A 20705-nucleotide genomic window follows, 5' to 3' on the forward strand; every position below is an offset into this window, starting at 1 on the left:
CCATCTCCTAAAGACCCAAATGCGAACGCAAGGTGCTCCCCGCATACGCGGTGCGGAACAAGCCGCGCCGCTGCAACTCGGGAATCACCAGCGCCAGAAAATCATCCAACCCGCCGGGCAGCGCCGGCGCCATGAAATTGAAGCCGTCCGCCGCGCCATGCTCAAACCACTCCTGCATCTTGTCCGCCACCAGCTGCGGCGTGCCGACCACCGTGAAGTGACCGCGTCCGCCGGCGATGCGCTCATACAACTGGCGTATCGTCAGGTTCTCGCCCTGCGCCAGATCGGTCAGCAACTGCTGGCGGCTGCGCTGGCCGTCCTGTGTTGGCGGCAGCTCCGGCAACGGGCCATCCAGCGGATAGCCGGACAAATCGAAGTTGCCGATCATCCGCCCCAACAACGCCAGGCCAGCCTTCGGCTCGATCAGCGACTGCAACTGCGCGAATTTGGCCTCCGCCTCGTCCTGCGTGCGGCCAACCACCGCAAACACCCCCGGCATAATCTTCAGCGACGCCGGCTGGCGCCCCTTCGCCACCACGCGCTGCTTCAAATCGCTGTAAAACGCCTGCGCCTTCGCCAGCGACGGCTGCGCGGTGAACACCACTTCCGCGGTGGCCGCCGCCAGATCGCGCCCGGTCTCCGAACTGCCGGCCTGCACCACCACCGGACGTCCCTGCGGACTGGGCGCCACGTTCAGCGGGCCGGCCACGGCGAAATGCTCGCCACGATGATTCAGCTTGTGCAACCTGGCCGGATCGTAAGCCAAGGCGGCGCTTTTATCGTTGACGAATGCGCCGGGGCCCCAACTATTCCACAGTCCTGTGACAACTTGATGAAATTCGCGCGCCCGCGCATAGCGCTCGGCGTGCGCCACATGCCGCTCGCGGCCGAAGTTGGCCGCCTCCGCCGCGTTGTCCGAGGTGACCAGGTTCCAGCCCGCGCGGCCATCCGACAGCAGATCCAGCGACGCGAACTGGCGCGCCACCGTGTATGGCTCGTTGTAGGTGGTGGTGGCGGTGCCGATCAAGCCGATCCTGTCGGTCGACGCAGCCAGCGCCGACAACAGCGTCAACGGCTCCAGCGACGGCGCGCCGGTCAGGGCCACGCTGTCAGCGAAGAACACCGCGTCCAGGCAGGCCTTCTCCGCATTGCGCACCTGCTCGCGGAACACCTTGAACGGGTTGGTGGCCAGATCGGTGTCGGGATGCCGCCACGCGGCGACGTGGTGGCCATAGCGCATCATGAACGCGGCAATGCTCATTTGACGGGACATCAGAACTCCTTGCGCGCGGTGATGCCGAAGTAACGCTCATCATCACGCGGCACGGCGCGGGTGACGTAGCCGGTCGAGGTGACCAGGTTGGTGGCGTACGACTTGTTGGCCAGGTTCTTGCCCACCAGCGCAATGCGCCAGCCGCCCACCGGCGACGACAGCGCGACGCTGGCGTTGACGATGCCATACGCGCCCTGAATCGCATCCGGCGACTGAAACAGGTCATACTGCGTGCTGGCCTGATACGTGTAGTCGGCCGAGAGGTCGACAATCGAGCCATTCTCCAGCGGCAGCGCGTAGCTGGCGCGGGTGAAGGACTTCCACTTCGGCGAGAACGGCAGCGGCTTGCCATTCAGGTTGCACGATGCGGCCGCCGCCGGCGGGCAGTTGAAGTTGTCGATCTTCGCATCGGTATAGGCCAGCGACTGGGTCAGCGTCAGCGCGCGGGTCGGGCGCGCGTTCAGGTCCAGCTCCACGCCGCGTGTCGACACATCGCCGGCGTTGATCAGGCGCGTGACGACGGCGCCGGCCACGGTGTCGTAGAAGTTGGCCTGATAGTTCGCATACCTGGTGTCGAAGATGGCGATGTTGGCGGTCAGCTTGCGGTCGAAGGCGCTGGCTTTCAGGCCCAGTTCAAACGAATCCGAGGTCTCCGGTTTCAGCGCCAGCGTGTCGCGGCTCAGCATATTGAAAAAGACGTTGTAGGCCGGCCCCTTGTAGCCGCGCGAGTAGGTGGCATAGGTGTTGATGTCGCGCGCGATGTCGTACTGCAGGCCGACGCGGCCCGAGTAGCCGTCCTTGTCGGTCGAGCCGGCGCTCTGCGTTGCCGGCTGCACGCCAGGGAAGGCCACGGTCTGCGTGGACACGCGGGCGTGATCGTAGGACAGGTCATCCCGGGTCCAGCGGGCGCCGGCGATGGCGCGCCAGTTGGACGCGAAATTCAGCGTGCTCTCGCCGAACAGCGAGTAGCTGTCGCTCTCCACGCCGTAGTCCGCGCGGCCGGAATTAATGGCCGCGCCGTTGTTGACGATGCGCTGGTACACCTCGCGGTCCTTGCCATGCAGGTAGTAGGCGCCGACCACGTATTCCGCAAACTGCTCTTTCGGCGACGCCAGGCGCAGCTCCTGCGACGCCTGCCGGAAGTCCACCGTGCCAATGTCGCGCGTGGCCGGGAAGGCCGCCGTGATGCGCGCTACTTCGGCGGCATTGCCAATGGCCGAGGTGCTGGTGCGCTGCGTGTTGTCCCAGTCGCGCACCGCCGTGATGGAGGTCAGCGTGTAGCCATGGAAGCGATAGTCGACCTGCGCCGACAGCCCCTTGTTCTTGTCGCGGATATCGCTCGGGATGTCGGCATTGACCTGGCGGTTGTCGGCGCCGGCCACCACCGGCGCGATGCCGGCGTTGAATGCGGCCGACGTCGACTTGTAGGCGGTGAAAGTGGGCGAGGCGGTGGAGCGCAGATAGTCGGCGATCAGCGCGATATCCAGGTTCCTGGTGGGCGTGATGTCGACACGGGCGCGCACGCCCTTGCGGTCGTAGCCATTCAACTTGCCGCCGCCGGCGTGGACGTTGTCGATATTGCCGTCGTAATCCGCATACAGGCCGGTGAGCGAGGCGCTGACCACGCCCGGCTGGATGGCGCCGGAGACGCCGGCGCGCACACGCTTCTCGCTGCCCTCGTACCAGGACGCGTCGACAAAGCCGGTAGTCTGCTGGGTCGATTTTCGCCCCACCACATTCAGCACGCCGGACGAGGCGTTCTTGCCGAACAGTGTGCCCTGCGGGCCGCGCAGGATTTCAATGTGCTCGATGTCCAGCAGGTCCAGCGTGGCCTGGCCGGGACGCGCGTACACCACGCCATCGATCACCGTCGACACGGTCGGCTCCACGCCCGGCGAGGTAGAGATGGTACCGATACCACGCACAAAGATGGTGGAATCCTTGTTGCCGCCCTGCTGGCGGAAGGTCAGGCTCGGCACCTCCTGCACGATGGTGTCGATGCTGGTGCGGTTGGCGTTATTGAGGGCTTCGCCATCCAGCACCGACACCGCCACCGGCACCGATTGCAGCGAGGCGTTGCGGCGCGTGGCGCTGACTGTCACGCTGGGCACGGCGGCGCCGTCATCGCGGTCTTTCAGCGGCGTCGGCTCGCTCTCTTCGGCGCCGGCATACGCGGTGGCCACCAGCAAAGCGCCGATGGTCAGCGCGCCAGCTATCTTCTTGTTGCTCTTCATGTCCTGATCCCTTGATTTGAAAGCGCCCCTTGCGCCATATACGGAAAACCTGCTTTGATCGTCGAAGAACCAGCTTAGTGAGCGGCAGGTGCTTCGCTACAATCCGGTGGTACCGGTACCCTTTTTTAGTGTCGCGGCGGCCCGTTTTGAAGTCAAAGAATTAAAAAAATCATCGATATGTCTTTTCGGAATATGCATCCATGAGCGAACCAACAGCACCAAGAAAGCGTCGCGGATCGGGGCGCGCCACCATCCACGATGTGGCGCGGCTAGCGGAGGTGGGATCGATTACCGTGTCGCGTTATTTCAGCGAGCCCGGACGGGTGGCGGCCAAGCGCAGCGCGCGCATTGCGGCGGCGGTGAAGGAACTGGGCTACGTGCCCAACCTGGCCGCCGGTGGCCTGGCATCGGCGCGGGCGCGCATCGTCGGCATGGTGATACCCAATATCTCCGGGCCGATCTTCGCCAACACCATTCAGACGTTCAGCGATACCTTGAACCGCCACGGCTACCAGCTGCTGCTGGCGTCCAGCTACTTCTCGGCCAGGCAGGAGGAGAACGCGGTGCGCGCCTTCCTCGGCTGGAATCCGGCGGCGCTGGCGGTGGTGGGACGCTTCCACAACCGCGCCACCGAAAAGCTGCTGGCCACCGCCGGCATCCCGGTGGTGGAAACCTGGGACTACCAGCCGCGCCGCAAGCCGATCCAGGTTGGCTACTCCAACAACGCGGTGGGCGAACAGGCCGCGCGCTATTTGTACGCCAAGGGCTATCGCCGCATCGCCTTCGTGCAGAACAGCCTGGCCGGCGACTTGAGCGCGGTGGACCGCGGCGATGGCTATGCGGCGGTGATGCGCGAGCATGGCCTGCAGCCGATCATCTACGCGCCGACAGCGGAGGCGCCGTTTGACGCCGGCAAGCAGGCCATTGAAGCCCTGGCGATTTCGCCGCCGCGCCGCGCGCGCCCGGTGGAAGCGATCATCTTCGCCAATGACAATCTGGCGGCGGGCGCTTTGCTGGCCGGCCAGCGGGCCGGGTTGAACATTCCCCGGCAGTGCGCGATCGTGGGCTTTGGCGACTATGCCTTCTCGCCACTGCTGTTGCCCAGCCTGACGACGATCCGGCCGCCGGGACGCGAGATCGGCGAGATCGCCGCGCTGCGCATACTGGAACAACTGGGCGTGCTGCCCTCCTCCGGCCAGGATGCGCGTCTCAACCTGCTGGCCTGCGAATTGATAGAGCGCGAGAGCGCATAAGGACGATGATGAAGAAATGGATCGTTGTATTGCTGGCGCTGCCGCTGCTGGCGCAGGCGGCGGAGATCAGGATCGGCTTTCAGAAAAGCGCCGGCTTGCTCAGCATGATGAAGACGCAGGGCTTGTCGCTGCCGGGTCATACGATCAAGTGGATCGAGTTTCCCGCCGGGCCGCAGATGCTGGAGGCGCTCAACGCGGGCAGCATCGATTTTGGCAGCACCGGCGCGCCGCCGCCGATCTTCGCGCAGGCGGGCGGTGTCGATCTGCTCTACGTTGGCGCCGAGCCGGCGCCGGTCAACAGCGAGGCGATTATCGTGCCGACGGCGTCGAAGCTGCGCACCGTGGCGGAATTAAAGGGCAAGCGGGTGGCGTTTCAGAAGGGCTCCGGCTCGCACTTCCTGCTGGCCGGCGCATTGCAGAAGGCGGGACTGAAGCTCAGCGATGTGACGCCGATTTACCTGTCGCCGTCAGACGCGCGGGCGGCGTTTGTCAGCGGTGGGATTGATGCTTGGGTGGTGTGGGATCCGTATCTGGCGTCGGCGCAGAAGGCGTATGCCGCGCGCGTGCTGGCCGACTACACGGGGCTGCCACAGGCCAATGGCTTCTACCTGGCCTCGCGCGGCTTCGCGGAAAAATCGCCGCAACTGGTGTCGGCGCTGCTGGAGCAGGTGAAGTTGACCGGCAAGTGGGCGAGCGGACACCCGAAGGAAGTCAGCGCGCTGCTGACGCAGCAGACTGGCGTGCCGGCAGATATCGTCGCGACGTGGATGGGCCGCTCACGCTTCGGCGCCACGCCGGTGACGCCCGACATCGTCGCCAACCAGCAGCGCGTGGCGGACCTGTTCTACCAGCAGAAACTGATACCCAAACCAGTCAATGTCGCCAGCCATGTGTGGGCCTGGCAGCCGAAGTAAGTTCGATCTGCCTAAAGCCCTGGCCGGCCGGCGCTGTTAAGACTTGCAACCGCAGCTGCCGCTGCCGCAACCGCCGCCGCTGCTTTGCTGCACCGGTGCGAACGACAGCGTGGCGCTGGCGTCGCGGCCGGTGTCGCCTTCAAAGCCGGCTTCGTGCAGGCGGTGCATATAGCCATCCCACAGCACGCCCTGCTCGCTGCCCAGCTTGTACAGATAGTCCCAGGTGAAAATGCCGGTGTTGTGGCCATCGCTAAAGGTCGGCTGCACGGCGTAATTGCCGACCGGTTCCACGCCGGCGATGCCCACCTCGCGTTTTCCGACCTGCAGTACTTCCTGGCCCGGACCGTGGCCCATCACCTCCGCCGACGGCGAATACACGCGCAGCAGCTCGAACGGAATCGAAAACGATTTGCCGTCATCAAATTCGATCTCCAGCAGTTTGGAGACGTTGCGGACCGTCAGGCCGGTAGGGACAGGTTTGCTCATAATGCTTTCACTTTCTCGACGATGGCCGCGTGCAATGCCGGCAACAGCGCGCGACGCGCCGCCAACACCTCCGCCGACGATGCCCTCTGCGCCACAGCCCAGGTCGGGTTGGGGAAATGCGCATCATCGCGGTAACGCGGGATCACGTGCCAATGCACGTGCGGCGTCATATTACCAAAACTGGCCAGATTGATTTTTTCCGGCGCCAAAATATCACGCTGGGCCGATTCCACCGCCCACACCACGTCCATGATGCGCACGCGGTCCGCCGGCGGCAGATCGGTCATCTCTTTCACATGAGCGTTCCACACCACGCGGGTAAAACCCGGATACTCGGCCTCGTCCACCGCCACCACCGACACGCGCTCGTCGCCCCAGATCAAGGCGGCGCCCGGCGCGGCCAGCAAATTGCACAGATCACACGCCATGGTTACACCAATACCCGTTCAATGCCGCCCTCGTTGGCGCGCTGTACATACTCCGGCATCCAGTTCTCGCCCAGCAGATGCTTGGCGATCTCCACCACGATGTAGTCGGCGGTGGTGCCGGCGTCCTCGCTGTAGCGCGACACGCCGCCCAGGCAGGCCGGGCAACTGGTCAGGATCTTGACCTCGCCGTCGAAACCATCGGCGCGCAGCTTGTCGGCGCCCTTGATGACTTCCTCTTCCTTGCGGAAGCGCACCTGCGTCGAGATGTCCGGACGCGCCACCATCAAGGTGCCCGAGTCGCCGCAGCAGCGGTCATTCTTCTCGATCTTGACGTTGTCGTGCGTGGCGATCAGGCCGTTGACGGTCTTGGTCGCCTCCTGCAGCTTCATCGGCGTGTGGCACGGCTCGTGGTACATATAGCGGGTGCCGGTCACGCCTTCCAGCTTCACGCCCTTCTCCAGCAGATACTCGTGGATGTCCATGATGCGGCAGCCGGGGAAGATCTTTTCAAACTCGTACGTGGCCAGCTGGTCGTAGCAGGTGCCGCACGACACCAGCACGGTCTTGATGTCCAGGTAGTTGAGCGTGTTGGCCATGCGGTGGAACAGCACGCGGTTGTCCGTCATCATCTTGTCGGCCTTATCGTACTGGCCCGCGCCGCGTTGCGGGTAACCGCAGCACAGGTAGCCCGGCGGCAGCACGGTCTGCACGCCCACTTCCCACAACATCGCCTGCGTGGCCAGGCCCACCTGCGAGAACAGGCGCTCCGAGCCGCAGCCAGGGAAGTAGAACACCGCTTCCGTGTCGGCCGTGGTCGTTTTCGGATTGCGGATGATCGGGATCACCTTGTCGTCCTCGATATCCAGCAACGCGCGCGCGGTCTTCTTCGGCAGGTTGCCCGGCATCTTCTTGTTGATGAAGTGGATCACCTGCTCGCGCACCGGCGGCTTGCCGACGGTGGGCGGCGGCGCCTTGGTCTGCTTTTTGGCGAACTTCTTCAGCAAATCGTTGCCCAGGCGCTGGGCCTTGTAGCCCAGGCCGACCATCGCCGCGCGGGTGGCGTTGATGGTGGCCGGGTCGGTGGCGTTCAGGTAGAACATGGCCGCCGCCTTGCCCGGATTGAAGCTCTTCTTGTCCATCTTGCGCAGCAGGTTGCGCATGTTCATCGACACGTCGCCGAAGTCGATGTTGACCGGGCACGGCGTCACGCACTTGTGGCAGACGGTGCAGTGATCGGCCACGTCCTCGAATTCTTCCCAGTGCTTGATCGAGATGCCGCGCCGGGTCTGCTCCTCGTACAGGAAGGCCTCGATCAGCGACGAGGTCGCCAGAATCTTGTCGCGCGGCGAGTACAGCAGGTTGGCGCGCGGCACGTGGGTCGAGCACACCGGCTTGCACTTGCCGCAACGCAGGCAGTCCTTGACGCTGTTGGCGATGGCGCCGATGTCGCTCTGCTGCATGATCAGCGATTCGTGGCCCATCAGGCCGAACGACGGCGTGTAGGCGTTGCGCAGGTCGGCTTCCATGCCGTCCAGATTCAACAGCTTGCCCTTGTTGAAGCGGCCTTCCGGATCAACGCGCAGCTTGTAGTCGCGGAACGGGCCGATCTCATCCTCGTTGAGGAACTCCAGCTTGGTGATGCCGATGCCGTGCTCGCCCGAAATGACGCCGTTCAGCGAGCGGGCCAGCGTCATGATGCGCGCCACGGCCTGGTGCGCCAGCTGCAGCATCTCGTAGTGGTCCGAGTTGACCGGCAGGTTGGTGTGGACGTTGCCGTCGCCGGCGTGCATGTGCAGCGCCACGAACACGCGGCCGCGCAGCACGCGCTTGTGGATGGCGGTGGCTTCGTCCAGGATCAGCTTGTAGGCGGCGCCGTTGAAAATCTGGCGTAATGGCGCGCGGATTTCCTGCTTCCACGTCACGCGGATGGTGCGGTCCTGTACCACGTCGAACAGCGTGGCCTGCGGCTGCGCTTGCAGGCGCGCTTGCAGCGCCGGCAGCAGCGGGCCCAGGCCCAGCGCGTCGAGTTCCGGCAGGGCCGCGGCCAGTGGCTTGTCCAGTTCGTCCAGCAGCCAGGTCCAGCGCGCGTGGACCTGCGTCAGCAGCGCTTGCGCCTGTTGCTGGCGGTCGCCCAGCATTTCGGCGTCGCCGACGCTGTCGTCGGCGTCGTCGCTCTTGCCGATCGGCAGATTGCCGGCGGCGAAGAAGGCTTGCAGCTCATCGGCCAGTTGCAGCTTGTTCCTGATCGATAATTCGATGTTGATGCGCTCGATGCCGTCGGTGTACTCGCCCATGCGGTTGAGCGGAATCACCACGTCCTCGTTGATCTTGAAGGCGTTGGTGTGCTTGGCGATGGCGGCGGTGCGGGCGCGGTCCAGCCAGAACTTCTTGCGCGTTTCCGGGCTGACGGCGACAAAGCCTTCGCCCACGCGGGTGTTGGCCAGGCGCACCACTTCCGAGGCGGCCAGCGCCACGGCGTCCTCGTTGTCGCCGACGATGTCGCCGAACAGCGCCATCTTCGGCAGCACGCCGCGTTTCGACTTGGTGGCGTAGCCGACCGCGCGCAGGTAGCGCTCGTCCAGGTGCTCCAGGCCAGCCAGGCGCAGCGAGGCGAACTGCTCGCCCTTGGCCGGCAGGCCGTCCAGGTAGTCCTTGATTTCGACGATCGACGGAATCGCATCGCGCGCCTGGCCGAAGAACTCCAGGCAGACGGTGCGGGTGTACTTCGGCATCTTGTGCAGAATCCAGCGGCCGGACGTGATCATGCCGTCGCAGCCCTCTTTCTGCACGCCCGGCAGACCGGCCAGGAACTTGTCGGTGACGTCCTTGCCCAGGCCTTCCTTGCGGAACTTGCGGCCCTCGATTTCCAGGATCTCGGTCTTGAACGGCGCGCTCCTGGCCTCGCCGCGCGCGCTGGGCGTGGTCCATTCCAGCTTGAAGCGGGCCAGCGGCGTATCGTGGATCTTGGACAGGTTGTGGTCGAGGCGGGTGACTTCCAGCCAGTCGCCATTCGGATCGACCATGCGCCACGAGGCCAGGTTGTCCAGCGCCGTGCCCCACAGCACGGCCTTCTTGCCGCCGGCGTTCATGGCGATGTTGCCGCCGACGGTGGAGGCGTGGGCCGAGGTCGGATCGACCGCGAACACGAAGCCGGCCTTCTCGGCCGCTTCCGATACCTTGTTGGTGATGACGCCGGCGCCGGTGTAGATGGTGGCGTATTCGCGCTCCAGGCCGGGCAGCACCTTCATCTCGACCGCGCCGATGTTGAGCAGCTTCTCGGTGTTGATGACGGCCGACATCGGCGTCAGCGGAATGGCGCCGCCGGTGTAGCCGGTACCGCCGCCGCGCGGAATGATGGTCAGGCCGAGTTCGATACAGCCTTTGACCAGGCCGGCCATTTCCTCTTCGCTGTCCGGGGTCAGCACCACGAACGGATACTCGACCCGCCAGTCGGTGGCGTCGGTCACGTGGCTGATGCGCTTCATGCCGTCGAAGCAGATGTTGTGCTTGTCGGTATAACGGCCCAGCACCTTGTAGGTGCGCTTGCGCAAATCGTAAACCTGCTTGAATTCCTCGCCGAAATCGGCCACCGCCTTGCCGGCCGCGCGCAGCAACTTGACCACGTTGGCGCTGCGGGCGCGCGAGGCGTCATCCTGCTCGGCCTCGTCGACGCTGAGGCGGCGCTTGTCGACCTCGGCCAGGCGGTGGTGCAGCGCGTTGATCAATTCCTGGCGGCGTTTCGGATTGTCCAGCAGGTCATCCTGCAGATAGGGATTGCGGCGCACCGCCCAGATATCGCCGAGCACCTCGTACAGCATGCGCGCCGAGCGGCCGGTCTGACGGGCGCCGCGCAGCGCGTCCAGCAGCGACCACGATTCCTCGCCCAGCAGCCGGATGACGATCTCGCGATCGGAAAACGACGTGTAGTTGTAAGGAATTTCCCGCAGGCGCGTGGCCTCCGGACCGTGGGGCGTCTCCGCCAGCAAAGCTTGGATTTGTGCAGGGGCGTTCATTATGCGAATGGGATCGTCAACAGCAACCGGGAGGATCATTCTAGCCTATTGCGACGCACCACGCGGGAACAGCCTTAGGCAGACGAGGGGCTCTGCCAAGGTCCAAAACCCGCTAAAAATTTGAGAAACGCACGGGCGGTCGGCAATAATGTGCGTCAGCAGGACTTCAAACTGAATGAAATTTATGCATAAGCTTATGCAACAGTAGTATCACTTGCACCAAATTAGCCCAGCATTTGCCCGATCCGGTGCCACACTCCGTCCGGCACGTACAACAGCAGCATGGTCATGGTGAGGTAGCGCAGGCCCTTGCCGATGGCCATGTAGGCCACGCTGGGCCAGAACGGCAGGCGCAGCCAGCCGCCCAGCGTGCACAGCGGATCGCCGATGCCGGGCAGCCAGGCCAGCAGCATGGTCTTGGCGCCATAGCGCTCCAGCCAGTGGAACCAGCGGCTCTGGCGCTCCTTGGCGAAGGTCTGCTTGGCCTGCCAGCCCATGTAGTAATCGATGGCGCCGCCGATGGTGTTGCCGAGGGTGGCCACGGCGATGACGCTCCAGAACAGTTCCGGATTGGCCTTGATGACGGCGAACACCGCCGGCTCCGAACCGAGCGGCACCAGCGTGGCCGAGACCAGGGCGATGATGAACACCGACGTCAGCCCCACCTCCGGCGCGGCGAGGAGGTGCAGCAGCCAGGCAATTGCAGATTCGATCATCGGTGTGTTGGGGATACGGAAAGCTGCCATTATAATGATCCGCACACCGCACGATTGAACAGTCCGGTCCCGGCCCATCCCGCCGCGACCAGCGCCCTGCTCCACCCGGTCACCCGCCGGCTAGTTAGCATCGAAGATCCGGGGTCAGGTCCGCCATTTCTACACGGGCTCTGCTGTAGCCATGGCTACAGCAGAGCCCGTGTAGAAATGGCGGACCTGACCCCGGAGTTGCCCGATTCACTTTGCTTGCATACCATGACGACCGACTATCTGAAGAAAATCCTGACCGCCCGCGTCTACGACGTGGCTGATGAAACCCCGCTGGAACTGGCGCCGACGCTGTCGCAGCGCTATGAGAACCGCATTTATTTCAAGCGCGAGGACATGCAGAGCGTGTTCAGCTTCAAGATTCGCGGCGCCTATAACAAGATGGCCCACTTGAGCGACGCGCAACGCAAGCGCGGCGTGATTTGCGCCTCGGCCGGCAACCACGCCCAGGGCGTGGCGCTGTCCGCCGCCAAGCTTGGCTGCCGCGCGCTGATCGTCATGCCGACCACCACGCCCCAGGTGAAGATCGACGCCGTCAAGGCGCGCGGCGGCGCCGACGTCGAGGTGGTGCTGCACGGCGAGTCCTATACCGACGCCTACAACCATGCGCTGACCCTGGAGAAGGAGCAGGCGCTGACCTTTGTCCACCCGTTCGACGATCCCGACGTCATTGCCGGCCAGGGCACCATCGGCATGGAGATCCTGCGCCAGCATTCCGGCCCGATCCACGCCATCTTCGTGGCCATCGGCGGCGGCGGCCTGATTTCGGGCGTGGCCGCCTACGTCAAGGCGATCCGCCCCGACATCAAGATCATCGGCGTGCAAACCCTGGATTCGGACGCCATGGCGCGCAGCATCAAGGCCGGCCAGCGCGTCACGCTGACCGATGTCGGCCTGTTTTCAGATGGCACGGCGGTGCGCCTGGTGGGCGAGGAAACCTTCCGCCTGACCCAGCAATACGTGGACGACATCATCATCGTCGACACCGACGCCATCAGCGCCGCCATCAAGGATGTGTTCACCGATACCCGCAGCATCCTGGAACCGGCCGGCGCGCTGGCCATCGCCGGCGCCAAGGCCTATGTCGAGCGCGCCGCGCTGACCAAGGATCCGATCAGGAACGAAACGCTGATCACCATCGCCTGCGGCGCCAACATGAACTTCGACCGCCTGCGCTTCGTGGCCGAGCGCGCCGAGCTGGGCGAGGCGCGCGAGGCGTTGTTTGCCGTCACGCTGCCGGAGCAGCGCGGCAGCTTCAAGCGCTTGTGCCAGCTGGTGGGCGCGCGCAACGTCACCGAGTTCACCTACCGTATCTCGGACAAGGACGACGCCCACGTGTTCTGCGGCGTGCAGATCGCCGACCGCAACGAGTCCGGCGCCCTCGCCCGCCGTTTCGAGGAGCACGGCTTCAAGGCACTCGACCTGACCCACGACGAGCTGGCCAAGACCCACCTGCGCCACCTGGTCGGCGGCAAGAGCCCGCTGGCCCACAACGAGTTGCTGTACCGCTTCGAGTTCCCCGAGCGGCCGGGCGCGCTGATGCGCTTCCTCGATTCGATGGCGCCCAACTGGAATATCTCGCTGTGCCATTACCGCAGCCAGGGCGGCGACGTCGGCCGCATCGTCATCGGCCTGCAGGTGCCGCCGGAGGAAATGAGCGATTTCGCCCAGTTCCTGGCGACGCTGGGCTACCGCTATTGGGACGAAAGCAGCAATCCGGTCTACCAGCTGTTCCTCGGTTGAGCACCGCGCACGGTTGAAAACGGCTCCCTCGAAAATTAATATAATTGCATGTTGATTATGTTGGGGCGGGGGAGCCATGTCGACCGAAATGCAGTTTTCCAGCAATTACGCAGATCTCAGCAATTCTTCCGGCGTCGATGCCGGGTTCCAGTTCGAGTTTTACTGCCAGCGCTGCAACGACCGCTGGCGCACCCGTTTTGAGCCGTATCGCAGCGGCCAGGCGTCCGGCTGGGTGCAGAAAGGCGCCAGCCTGTTCGGCGGCCTGCTGGGCAGCGCCAGCAGCGTGCTGAACGGCGTGGCCGAGGCCGGCTGGCACAGCGCCCGCGACGAGGCCTTCACCAAGGCCGTGGCCGACGGCAAGGCGCACTTCAACCGCTGCGGCGATTGCCACCGCTATGTGTGCGGGCCGTGCTTCGACGGCGCCAACGGCCTGTGCTTCCATTGCGCGCCCAACGTCAACGTCGCCATCACGCAGGCCCGCGCCCAAGGCGAGGTGTACGCCGCGCGCGAGGCGGCCACCGAGGAAGGCCGCGCGCGCGGCGCCCAGCGCCCGGTCACGCAGGCGATGCAGCTGGTCTGCCCGCAGTGCCGTACCGAAACCCACGGCGCCAAGTTTTGCCCCGAGTGCGGCCACAAGATGGCGCAGCAGGTGGCGTGCGGCGCCTGCCAGACCAGGCTGGAGCCCGGCACCCGCTTCTGCACCGAGTGCGGCCAGCGGCAGACCTGACCGGCAGCGCACGGCGCGGCGCGGCGGCGGGCCCGGCCCGCCCGCGTTACAATGGCGCTTACTTCATCTCCGTCCCACGCACCATGACCAATACCGCCGACCAGTCCCCGCTGGGGAAAACCTCCGCCTACCGCACCGATTACGCGCCGGAACTGCTGTTCCCGATTCCGCGCCAGGGCAAGCGCGATGAGCTCGGTCTGAGCGGCACCATGCCGTTCTTTGGCGTCGACATCTGGAACGCTTACGAAATCTCGTGGCTGAACCCGCGCGGCAAGCCGCAGGTGGCGATCGCGCGCGTCACCTTCCCGTCCGATTCGCCCAACATCATCGAGTCGAAGTCGTTCAAGCTGTACCTGAACTCCTTCAACCAGACCAAGCTGGACAGTGTGGTGGCGCTGAAGGCCTTGCTGCGACAGGACCTGTCGGCGGCGGCCGGCGCCAACGTCCACGTCACGCTGACCCAGCCGGAAGAGTTCGGCATGATCGCCATGGGCGAGCTGGACGGCCTGCTGCTGGACCGCCTGGACATCGAGGTCGACAACTACAGCCCATCGCCGGACATCCTGAAGGCCGCGCACGACGAGGAGCCGGTCGAGGAAAAACTGGTGTCGCACCTGCTGAAGTCCAACTGCCTGGTCACCGGTCAGCCGGACTGGGCCAGCGTGCAGATCCACTACAGCGGCCCGCAGATCGACCAGGAAAGCCTGCTCAAATACCTGATCGGTTTCCGCGAGCACAACGAGTTCCACGAGCAGTGCGTCGAGCGCATCTTCGTCGACATCCTGCGCCAGTGCCAGCCGCAGCAACTGGCGGTGTACGCGCGCTACACCCGCCGCGGCGGACTGGACATCAATCCGTGGCGCAGCAACTTCAGCACCGCGCAGAAACCGCCCAATCTGCGCGGCGCGCGCCAGTAATCACGCCACGCGGTCGGTCAGGCCGCGCAATCGGTCGAAAACGCCGCGTCCTTCTGCGCCTCCAGCTCGGCCAGCCGCGCCGCCAGGCTGCGCTGCATGGCGGTCCACGCGTCGCTGCCCAGCGCCAGCCGTTTCGGCGCCGGCTGCTGGTCGACGCTGGCGATCATCAAGGCCACCATCCGGGCCGGATCGCCGATCGGCACCGCCGTGCGCTCTTCCAGCATGCGCCGCGCCATGCTGGCCGGCGTGCCGTCATACGCTGCCATGCGCGGACCCAGCTGCGAGCCGCCATAACGGAATTCGGTACGCGCGCCGCCCGGCTCGACGATCGTAATGTCGATGCCAAAGCCCGCCACTTCCTGCTGCAAGGCGTCCGCAAAGCCTTCGATGCCCCACTTGGACGCGTGGTACAGCGACGCGCCGGGAAACGCCGCCTGCCCGCCCACCGTCGATAGTTGCAGGATGCGGCCGCCGCCCTGGGCGCGCAGATGCGGCAGCGCCGCCCGCGCCACCTGGATCGAGCCGATCAGATTGGTCTGGATCTGCCGCACGATCTGCTCATCGGTCACCTCCTCCGCCGCGCCGAACAGGCCGTAGCCGGCGTTGTTGACGACCACGTCGATGCGGCCCAGCGCGGCGAACGCGGCGTCCACGGTGCGGCGCACGGCGGCGGTGTCGGTCACGTCCAGCTGCGCCAGCCACAGCTGGTCGCCGTAGCGCGCCTTGAGGTCGTCGGCGGCCGCCAGCTTGCGCACGGTGCCAGCCACGCGCTCGCCGCGCGCCAGCAGTTGCTCGCTCATGTGACGGCCGAAGCCGCTGCTGATGCCGGTGATCAGCCAGGTACGTTGGGTCATGTTGCGCTCCTTTCAAAACCACCACGATAGCGGCCTGCTTCTGGATTTTGAATACTTGAACGTCTGCTTTTCATGCGCAATAATCTGAGGCATGAGCGATCCTTTATCCGATGTACTGCGCCTGGTGAGCGCCCACTCCGTCGTCTCCGGCGGGCTGGTCGCGGGCGGCGCCTGGGCGATGGCCTTCCCGGCGGTCGGCACCATCAACTTCTTCGGCATCCTGCGCGGCGAGTGCTGGCTGATCGACCAGGACCGGCCGCCGCAGCGCATCGGCGCCGGCGATATCTTCCTGCGCTCCGCCCACCGCCAGCTGATCCTGTGCAGCGACCTCGACACCACGCCGGTCGACCTCTACACGGTGGTCGCCGACAAAAAGAACGGCCTCAGCCATATCGGCCAGGGCGACGAATTCTTCATGCTGGGCGGGAAAGTGGCGCTGGACGCGGCGGCCGGCAAGTTGCTGCTGGACGCGCTGCCGGCCACGCTGCGCATCCCCGCCAGCTCGCCGCACGCGGCCGGCATGCAATGGCTGCTGCGCCAGATCGTGCACGAACAGACCTCCGCCCTGCCCGGCACACAGGCCGCCTCGTCGCAACTGGCGCACCTGCTGTTCATCCAGATCCTGCGCGCCTATCTGGAGCAGGCCGGGCCGGAAGCGGCCGGCTGGCTGCGCGCCGCCAGCGACCGGCGGCTGGCGCCGGTGCTGGGCCTGCTGCACGCGGAACCGGGACGCGCCTGGCAGCTGGGCGAACTGGCGGCGGCGGCCGGCATGTCGCGCGCCAGCTTCGCCGCCTACTTCAAGGCGGTGGCCGGGGTCGCGCCGCTGCGCTATCTGGCGCAGTGGCGCATGCGCCTGGCCGAGCGGGCGTTGCGCGGCGAGGCGGTGACGCTGGCGGTGCTGGCGCAGCGGCTGGGCTACGGCTCCGAAAGCGCCTTCAGCAACGCCTTCAAGCGGGTCACCGGCATGGCGCCCAAACACTACCGCCACGCCGCCCAATCAGGCGTATGATGTGATCTACAACGTCTGTTGCCACGCTGTTTAGTCCGCTCTGGCGCGAAAACGACAAAAAACGGCAAAACGCCCCCGCTTCTAGCGAAAAACCGGCATTTTTCCGGATTTGTAAGCAGAAATAGCGATTCTTTTCTTTGGTGCATTTTTATCAGCTGACGGATGGGTCCGGGACGGGCGCAAACGCAACGGCTGTGCGATCGATTTCATGTTACATGGCGCGCAAACCAGCCTATAATTCTGCTCGCATGCCACCCTTGTGCGATGCAACATTACCTTCGTATTATGAATAACCTGAGCAAAATACTGTCGCTGGAGAATGTGCAGCTGGATCTGGAAGTCTCCAGCAAGAAGCGCGCTTTCGAGCAAGCCGGCCTGATTTTCGAAAACAACTGCGGCATCGCCCGCTCCACCGTCTCGGACAATCTGTTCGCGCGCGAGCGCCTCGGTTCGACCGGCCTCGGCCATGGTGTTGCCGTGCCACACGGCCGCATCAAGGGCATGAAGAGCCTGAAGACGCCGCTGGCCGCCTTCGTGCGCCTGGCCGAGCCGATTCCGTTCGAGTCGCCGGACGGCAAGCCAGTCAACCTGCTGTTCTTCCTGCTGATTCCCGACCACGTGACCCAGCAGCACCTGGAAATCCTGTCCGAGATCGCCGAGATGTTCTCCGACGACGCCTTCCGCGCCGCGCTGAGCACCGATCCCGATCCGAAATCGGTCCATTCGCGCATCATCAACTGGCTGCCGAGCCTGCAGGCCGCTGGCTGAGCGACACCGATAGGGTTACACTTAGGTTAGATCAACTAACCGGGTGAACTGTTCCATGCTGCAAACTCCGCTGACGATACAAAGGCTTTACGACGACAATCGCGAAAGTTTGCAGCTTGGGTGGTTCGCCGGTTTTCCCGGCGGCGAGCGCCTGATCTCCGGCGACGTCGCCTCGGCCGCCGACCAGGTGGGCCACCTGAACACCATCCACCCGGGCCGCATCCAGGTCTTCGGCCACCAGGAAATCAACTACTACCAGCGCCTGAAGTCGCTCACGCGCGCGCACGTCATCGGCGAGCTGATCGCCGGCGGGCCGCCGGCGCTGATCATCGCCCAGGGGCTGGAAACGCCGCCCGACATTCTCGCCATCTGCGACGAGAAAAACATTCCGCTGTTCTCGACGCCGCTGCCGGCGGCGCAGGTGATCGACTTCCTGCGCGTCTACCTGTCCAAGAAGCTGGCCCAGCGCATCATCATGCACGGCGTGTTCATGGACGTGCTGGGCGTGGGCGTGCTGATCACCGGCGATTCCGGCCTCGGCAAGAGCGAGCTGGGCCTGGAGCTGATCTCGCGGTCGCACGGGCTGGTGGCGGATGACGCGGTCGAGTTCTCGCGCATCGCGCCCAATATGATCGAGGGCCGCTGCCCGGCGCTGCTGCAGAATCTGCTGGAGGTGCGCGGGCTGGGGCTGCTGGACATCAAGGCCATCTTCGGCGAGACGGCGGTGCGCCGCAAGATGCGGCTCAAGCTCATTGTGCACCTGGTGCGGCGCGGCGCCGCCGACGAGGAAGTGGAGCGCCTGCCGTTCCAGTTCCCGACCGAGGACGTGCTGGGCCTGCCGATCCGCAAGGTGGTGATCCCGGTGGCGGCCGGCCGCAACATCGCGGTGCTGCTGGAAGCCGCCGTACGCAACACCATCCTGCAACTGCGCGGCATCGACACCTTGCAAGAATTCATGGAGCGGCAACGACAAGCCATGAGCGGGGACTAGCCCCGCCCACGGCTTCATGTTGCCAAGGAACCGCGCCTTGCAAGGCGCGGCCGTTCCGCGGGCGCGGCGCTGCGCACCGCGAATTCCCCGCTCCACCAACGACAAGCCATGAGCGGGGACTAGCCCCGCCCATGCCTTCATGTTGCCAAGGAACCGCGCCTTGCAAGGCGCGGCCGTTCCGTGGGCGCGGCGCTGCGCACCGCGAATTCCCCGCTCCACCAACGACAAGCCATGAGCGGCGACTGACTACCGATGGTATCATCGGCGATTATGCGCATCGTCCTCATTACTGGTATCTCCGGTTCCGGCAAATCCGTCGCCCTCAACGTCCTCGAAGACACGGGGCATTATTGTGTCGACAACCTGCCGCCGGCCCTGCTTTCCCACCTGGTCAGCACGCTGACCGACGAAGGCCTGCAGGCGCTGGCGGTGGCGGTGGACGCCCGCAGCGCCGAGTCGCTGGCCTCGCTGCCGGGCGACGTCCAGCGCCTGCGCGAGCAGGGCCACGACGTCAAGGTCATGTTCCTGACCGCCAACACCCATTCGCTGGTGGCGCGGTTCTCCGAGACGCGCCGCAGCCATCCGCTGTCGCACGAGCTGCGTCCTGGCCAGAACCCGGCCGCGCGCCGCACGCTGATCGAATGCATCATGGAGGAGCGCGAGCGCCTGTCGGCGATCGAGCAGCTGGGGCATGTGCTGGATACGTCCGAACTCAGCGCCAACAAGCTGCGCGCCTGGGTCAAGGATCTGGTGCTGACCGCACACGCGCCGCTGACCTTGTTCTTCGAGTCCTTCGCCTTCAAGCTGGGCGTGCCGATGGATGCGGACTTTGTGTTCGACGTGCGGGCGCTGCCGAATCCGTATTACGACCTGGCGCTGCGTCCGCTGACCGGGCGCGATGCGCCAGTGATCGAGTTCCTCGACGCCCAGCCGAGCGCGGGCGAAATGCTGAACGATATCCGCGCGTTTGTGGAGAAATGGCTGCCGTCGTTCAAGAGCGATAACCGCAGCTATCTGACGGTGGCGCTGGGGTGTACTGGCGGGCAGCACCGGTCGGTGTATATGGCGGAAAAACTCGCCGCTTACTTCAACCCCACGGAACGCGTGGTGTTGCGCCACCGCGAACAATAGCGGGGTGGCGACCGCGCGGCGTGTTGGCGGACGCGTCTCTTCAATGCGTGCTTTCACCCCCAAGCGGCGCGCCGCCGTCGGGGTCTGACCCCGTACGGGGTCAGACCCCTTTGTGGCCCTGCGGGGTGCGGCGTCAGAGGTGTCGCAACGGGTGCGCGTAGTCGGGCCAGACGGGCTGGAACATGGCCTGCACCATCTCCTCCGTGACTTCCGCCAGACTGGCGGGCCGCCATTGCGGCTGGTTGTCCTTGTCGATGACCAAGGCGCGGACGCCTTCGATGACCTCGCCATGTTCAAAGTTGCGCCGCACCAGCGCGCGTTCCATGCGCAGGCAGCCGGCGACGTCCAGCCCGGCACCGCGCTTGATCAGTTCGTGCGTGACACACATCATCAGCGGCGAGCGCGTGGCCATCACCCGCAACGTCTTGGCCGCGAAGTCGCCGCCGTCAGCTTGCAGCGAGGCGACGATGGCCGGCACGGAACCGGCGCTGAAGTGCCGGTCGATGGCGGCGCGGTCGGCGGCCAGCTGGCTGGCGCCGGCGTCATGCGCGCCGGCGTAGCGGGCGATGGCATCACGCAGCTGCGCGCCGGACGTGGCGGCCAGCAAGCCGTCCAGCGCAGCCCGGTCAGACAACGGCGCATAGTGATCAGCCAGGCCGGCATACAGCGCATCCGCCGCGCCGATCGTCACGCCGGTCACGCCGAGGTAATAGCCCAGCGCGCCCGGCGCCCGCGACAGGAAATAACTGCCGCCCACGTCCGGAAACAGGCCGATGTTCACCTCCGGCATCGCCATCCTGGTCTTGTCGGTAACAATCCGCACGCCGCCCTGCGCGATGCCCATGCCGCCGCCCATCACCACGCCATCCATCAGCGCGATATACGGCTTGGGATAAAAATGAATCAGGTGATTCAGCGCATATTCCTCGGTGAAGAAATCCTCCACCAGCGCGCTGCCGCCCTGCGGCGTCGACCGCCCCGTCTCGTAGAAAAAGCGGATGTCGCCGCCGGCGCAAAACGCCTTCTCGCTGCTGCTGCGCACCAGCACGGCGGCCACGCGCTGGTCGTCGCGCCAGTCCAGCAGCGCGCGGGTGAGCGCGCGCACCATGTCGAGGGACAGGGAATTCAGGGCTTTCGGCCGGTCCAGCACGATCACGCCCGTGCCGTCGCTCACGCTGGTATGGATGGTTTCGCTCATGC

At 65.3% G+C, this 20705-nt stretch carries 17 protein-coding genes; 9 read left to right on the plus strand and 8 right to left on the minus strand.

Annotated features, from left to right (window positions below; all coding sequences use genetic code 11):
* Positions 1–7 precede the first annotated feature (7 nt).
* Together FHW58_RS23435 and FHW58_RS23440 are read right to left on the minus strand one after the other, a co-directional pair.
* Positions 8–1273 carry an LLM class flavin-dependent oxidoreductase gene (locus tag FHW58_RS23435; RefSeq protein ID WP_179675600.1) on the minus strand — a complete coding sequence of 422 codons (1266 nt, stop codon included), beginning with the start codon at positions 1271–1273 and terminating at the stop codon, positions 8–10.
* Complete coding sequence (locus FHW58_RS23440) at positions 1273–3507, minus strand: TonB-dependent receptor (protein ID WP_179675601.1); 2235 nt, start codon at positions 3505–3507, stop codon at positions 1273–1275. The genes FHW58_RS23435 and FHW58_RS23440 overlap by 1 nt, the downstream gene beginning before the upstream one ends.
* 200 nt (positions 3508–3707) lie before the next feature.
* Here FHW58_RS23440 and FHW58_RS23445 point away from each other — a divergent pair, with 200 nt between their 5' ends.
* Both FHW58_RS23445 and FHW58_RS23450 read left to right on the plus strand, forming a co-directional pair.
* Complete coding sequence (locus tag FHW58_RS23445) at positions 3708–4760, plus strand: LacI family DNA-binding transcriptional regulator (protein WP_179675602.1); 1053 nt, start codon at positions 3708–3710, stop codon at positions 4758–4760.
* A gap of 8 nt (positions 4761–4768) precedes the next feature.
* Positions 4769–5674, plus strand: a complete 906-nt coding sequence (locus tag FHW58_RS23450) for a sulfonate ABC transporter substrate-binding protein (protein ID WP_179675702.1) — start codon at positions 4769–4771, stop codon at positions 5672–5674.
* 36 nt (positions 5675–5710) lie between these two features.
* Here the strand turns inward: FHW58_RS23450 and FHW58_RS23455 are convergent, their stop codons facing one another.
* The 4 genes from FHW58_RS23455 to FHW58_RS23470 form a co-directional block, all read right to left on the minus strand.
* The gene (locus FHW58_RS23455) at positions 5711–6160 is read right to left on the minus strand and encodes a gamma-butyrobetaine hydroxylase-like domain-containing protein (protein WP_179675603.1); all 450 of its coding nucleotides are present in this window, start codon (positions 6158–6160) and stop codon (positions 5711–5713) included.
* Entirely contained in the window at positions 6157–6588 is a 432-nt protein-coding gene (locus FHW58_RS23460; RefSeq protein WP_179675604.1) for an HIT family protein, read from the minus strand. Before FHW58_RS23460 ends, FHW58_RS23455 begins: the two co-directional genes overlap by 4 nt.
* Before the next feature lie 2 nt (positions 6589–6590).
* Positions 6591–10601 carry an FAD/FMN-binding oxidoreductase gene (locus FHW58_RS23465; RefSeq protein WP_179675605.1) on the minus strand — a complete coding sequence of 1337 codons (4011 nt, stop codon included), beginning with the start codon at positions 10599–10601 and terminating at the stop codon, positions 6591–6593.
* A gap of 224 nt (positions 10602–10825) precedes the next feature.
* The gene (locus tag FHW58_RS23470; protein WP_179675703.1) at positions 10826–11317 is read right to left on the minus strand and encodes a YqaA family protein; all 492 of its coding nucleotides are present in this window, start codon (positions 11315–11317) and stop codon (positions 10826–10828) included.
* Positions 11318–11572: 255 nt separating this feature from the next.
* On the opposite strand from FHW58_RS23470, the gene ilvA reads away from it, so the two are divergent.
* The 3 genes from ilvA (at position 11573) to queF (ending at position 14752) form a co-directional block, all read left to right on the plus strand.
* Positions 11573–13108, plus strand: a complete 1536-nt coding sequence (gene ilvA / locus FHW58_RS23475; RefSeq protein WP_179675606.1) for a threonine ammonia-lyase, biosynthetic — start codon at positions 11573–11575, stop codon at positions 13106–13108.
* 76 nt (positions 13109–13184) lie between these two features.
* On the plus strand, positions 13185–13835 hold the full coding sequence (locus FHW58_RS23480) for a zinc ribbon domain-containing protein (RefSeq protein WP_179675607.1): 651 nt from the start codon (positions 13185–13187) through the stop codon (positions 13833–13835).
* Between the two features lie 83 nt (positions 13836–13918).
* Positions 13919–14752, plus strand: a complete 834-nt coding sequence (gene queF / locus FHW58_RS23485) for an NADPH-dependent 7-cyano-7-deazaguanine reductase QueF (protein WP_179675608.1) — start codon at positions 13919–13921, stop codon at positions 14750–14752.
* A 17-nt stretch (positions 14753–14769) separates the two neighbouring features.
* Here the strand turns inward: queF and FHW58_RS23490 are convergent, their stop codons facing one another.
* On the minus strand, positions 14770–15606 hold the full coding sequence (locus FHW58_RS23490) for an SDR family oxidoreductase (RefSeq protein ID WP_179675609.1): 837 nt from the start codon (positions 15604–15606) through the stop codon (positions 14770–14772).
* A gap of 91 nt (positions 15607–15697) precedes the next feature.
* Here FHW58_RS23490 and FHW58_RS23495 point away from each other — a divergent pair, with 91 nt between their 5' ends.
* The 4 genes from FHW58_RS23495 (at position 15698) to rapZ (ending at position 19505) form a co-directional block, all read left to right on the plus strand.
* Complete coding sequence (locus tag FHW58_RS23495) at positions 15698–16615, plus strand: AraC family transcriptional regulator (protein ID WP_179675610.1); 918 nt, start codon at positions 15698–15700, stop codon at positions 16613–16615.
* A 285-nt stretch (positions 16616–16900) separates the two neighbouring features.
* Positions 16901–17383, plus strand: coding sequence for a PTS sugar transporter subunit IIA (locus FHW58_RS23500; RefSeq protein ID WP_179675611.1), 483 nt, complete (start codon positions 16901–16903; stop codon positions 17381–17383).
* Between the two features lie 55 nt (positions 17384–17438).
* A complete protein-coding gene (gene hprK / locus FHW58_RS23505) occupies positions 17439–18374 on the plus strand; it encodes an HPr(Ser) kinase/phosphatase (RefSeq protein WP_008444515.1) in 936 nt (311 codons plus the stop codon).
* A 270-nt stretch (positions 18375–18644) separates the two neighbouring features.
* Positions 18645–19505, plus strand: a complete 861-nt coding sequence (gene rapZ / locus FHW58_RS23510) for an RNase adapter RapZ (RefSeq protein ID WP_179675612.1) — start codon at positions 18645–18647, stop codon at positions 19503–19505.
* A 133-nt stretch (positions 19506–19638) separates the two neighbouring features.
* Here rapZ and FHW58_RS23515 read toward each other — a convergent pair whose 3' ends face one another.
* Positions 19639–20703, minus strand: coding sequence for an enoyl-CoA hydratase/isomerase family protein (locus tag FHW58_RS23515; protein WP_179675613.1), 1065 nt, complete (start codon positions 20701–20703; stop codon positions 19639–19641).
* Positions 20704–20705: the final 2 nt, after the last annotated feature.

The sequence above is a fragment of the Duganella sp. 1224 genome (assembly GCF_013408245.1).
Lineage (GTDB): Bacteria > Pseudomonadota > Gammaproteobacteria > Burkholderiales > Burkholderiaceae_D > Rugamonas.

What these genes read in the sequence shown, in the direction of transcription:
- FHW58_RS23465 (WP_179675605.1), bottom strand. Translation starts at nt 10,601, where the DNA reads ATGAACGCCCCTGCACAAATCCAAGCTTTGCTGGCGGAGACGCCCCAC.
- rapZ (WP_179675612.1), top strand. Translation starts at nt 18,645, where the DNA reads ATGCGCATCGTCCTCATTACTGGTATCTCCGGTTCCGGCAAATCCGTC.
- FHW58_RS23495 (WP_179675610.1), top strand. Translation starts at nt 15,698, where the DNA reads ATGAGCGATCCTTTATCCGATGTACTGCGCCTGGTGAGCGCCCACTCC.
- FHW58_RS23490 (WP_179675609.1), bottom strand. Translation starts at nt 15,606, where the DNA reads ATGACCCAACGTACCTGGCTGATCACCGGCATCAGCAGCGGCTTCGGC.
- ilvA (WP_179675606.1), top strand. Translation starts at nt 11,573, where the DNA reads ATGACGACCGACTATCTGAAGAAAATCCTGACCGCCCGCGTCTACGAC.
- FHW58_RS23460 (WP_179675604.1), bottom strand. Translation starts at nt 6,588, where the DNA reads ATGGCGTGTGATCTGTGCAATTTGCTGGCCGCGCCGGGCGCCGCCTTG.
- FHW58_RS23445 (WP_179675602.1), top strand. Translation starts at nt 3,708, where the DNA reads ATGAGCGAACCAACAGCACCAAGAAAGCGTCGCGGATCGGGGCGCGCC.
- FHW58_RS23435 (WP_179675600.1), bottom strand. Translation starts at nt 1,273, where the DNA reads ATGTCCCGTCAAATGAGCATTGCCGCGTTCATGATGCGCTATGGCCAC.
- queF (WP_179675608.1), top strand. Translation starts at nt 13,919, where the DNA reads ATGACCAATACCGCCGACCAGTCCCCGCTGGGGAAAACCTCCGCCTAC.
- FHW58_RS23500 (WP_179675611.1), top strand. Translation starts at nt 16,901, where the DNA reads ATGAATAACCTGAGCAAAATACTGTCGCTGGAGAATGTGCAGCTGGAT.
- hprK (WP_008444515.1), top strand. Translation starts at nt 17,439, where the DNA reads ATGCTGCAAACTCCGCTGACGATACAAAGGCTTTACGACGACAATCGC.
- FHW58_RS23470 (WP_179675703.1), bottom strand. Translation starts at nt 11,317, where the DNA reads ATGATCGAATCTGCAATTGCCTGGCTGCTGCACCTCCTCGCCGCGCCG.
- FHW58_RS23450 (WP_179675702.1), top strand. Translation starts at nt 4,769, where the DNA reads ATGAAGAAATGGATCGTTGTATTGCTGGCGCTGCCGCTGCTGGCGCAG.
- FHW58_RS23455 (WP_179675603.1), bottom strand. Translation starts at nt 6,160, where the DNA reads ATGAGCAAACCTGTCCCTACCGGCCTGACGGTCCGCAACGTCTCCAAA.
- FHW58_RS23440 (WP_179675601.1), bottom strand. Translation starts at nt 3,507, where the DNA reads ATGAAGAGCAACAAGAAGATAGCTGGCGCGCTGACCATCGGCGCTTTG.
- FHW58_RS23480 (WP_179675607.1), top strand. Translation starts at nt 13,185, where the DNA reads ATGTCGACCGAAATGCAGTTTTCCAGCAATTACGCAGATCTCAGCAAT.
- FHW58_RS23515 (WP_179675613.1), bottom strand. Translation starts at nt 20,703, where the DNA reads ATGAGCGAAACCATCCATACCAGCGTGAGCGACGGCACGGGCGTGATC.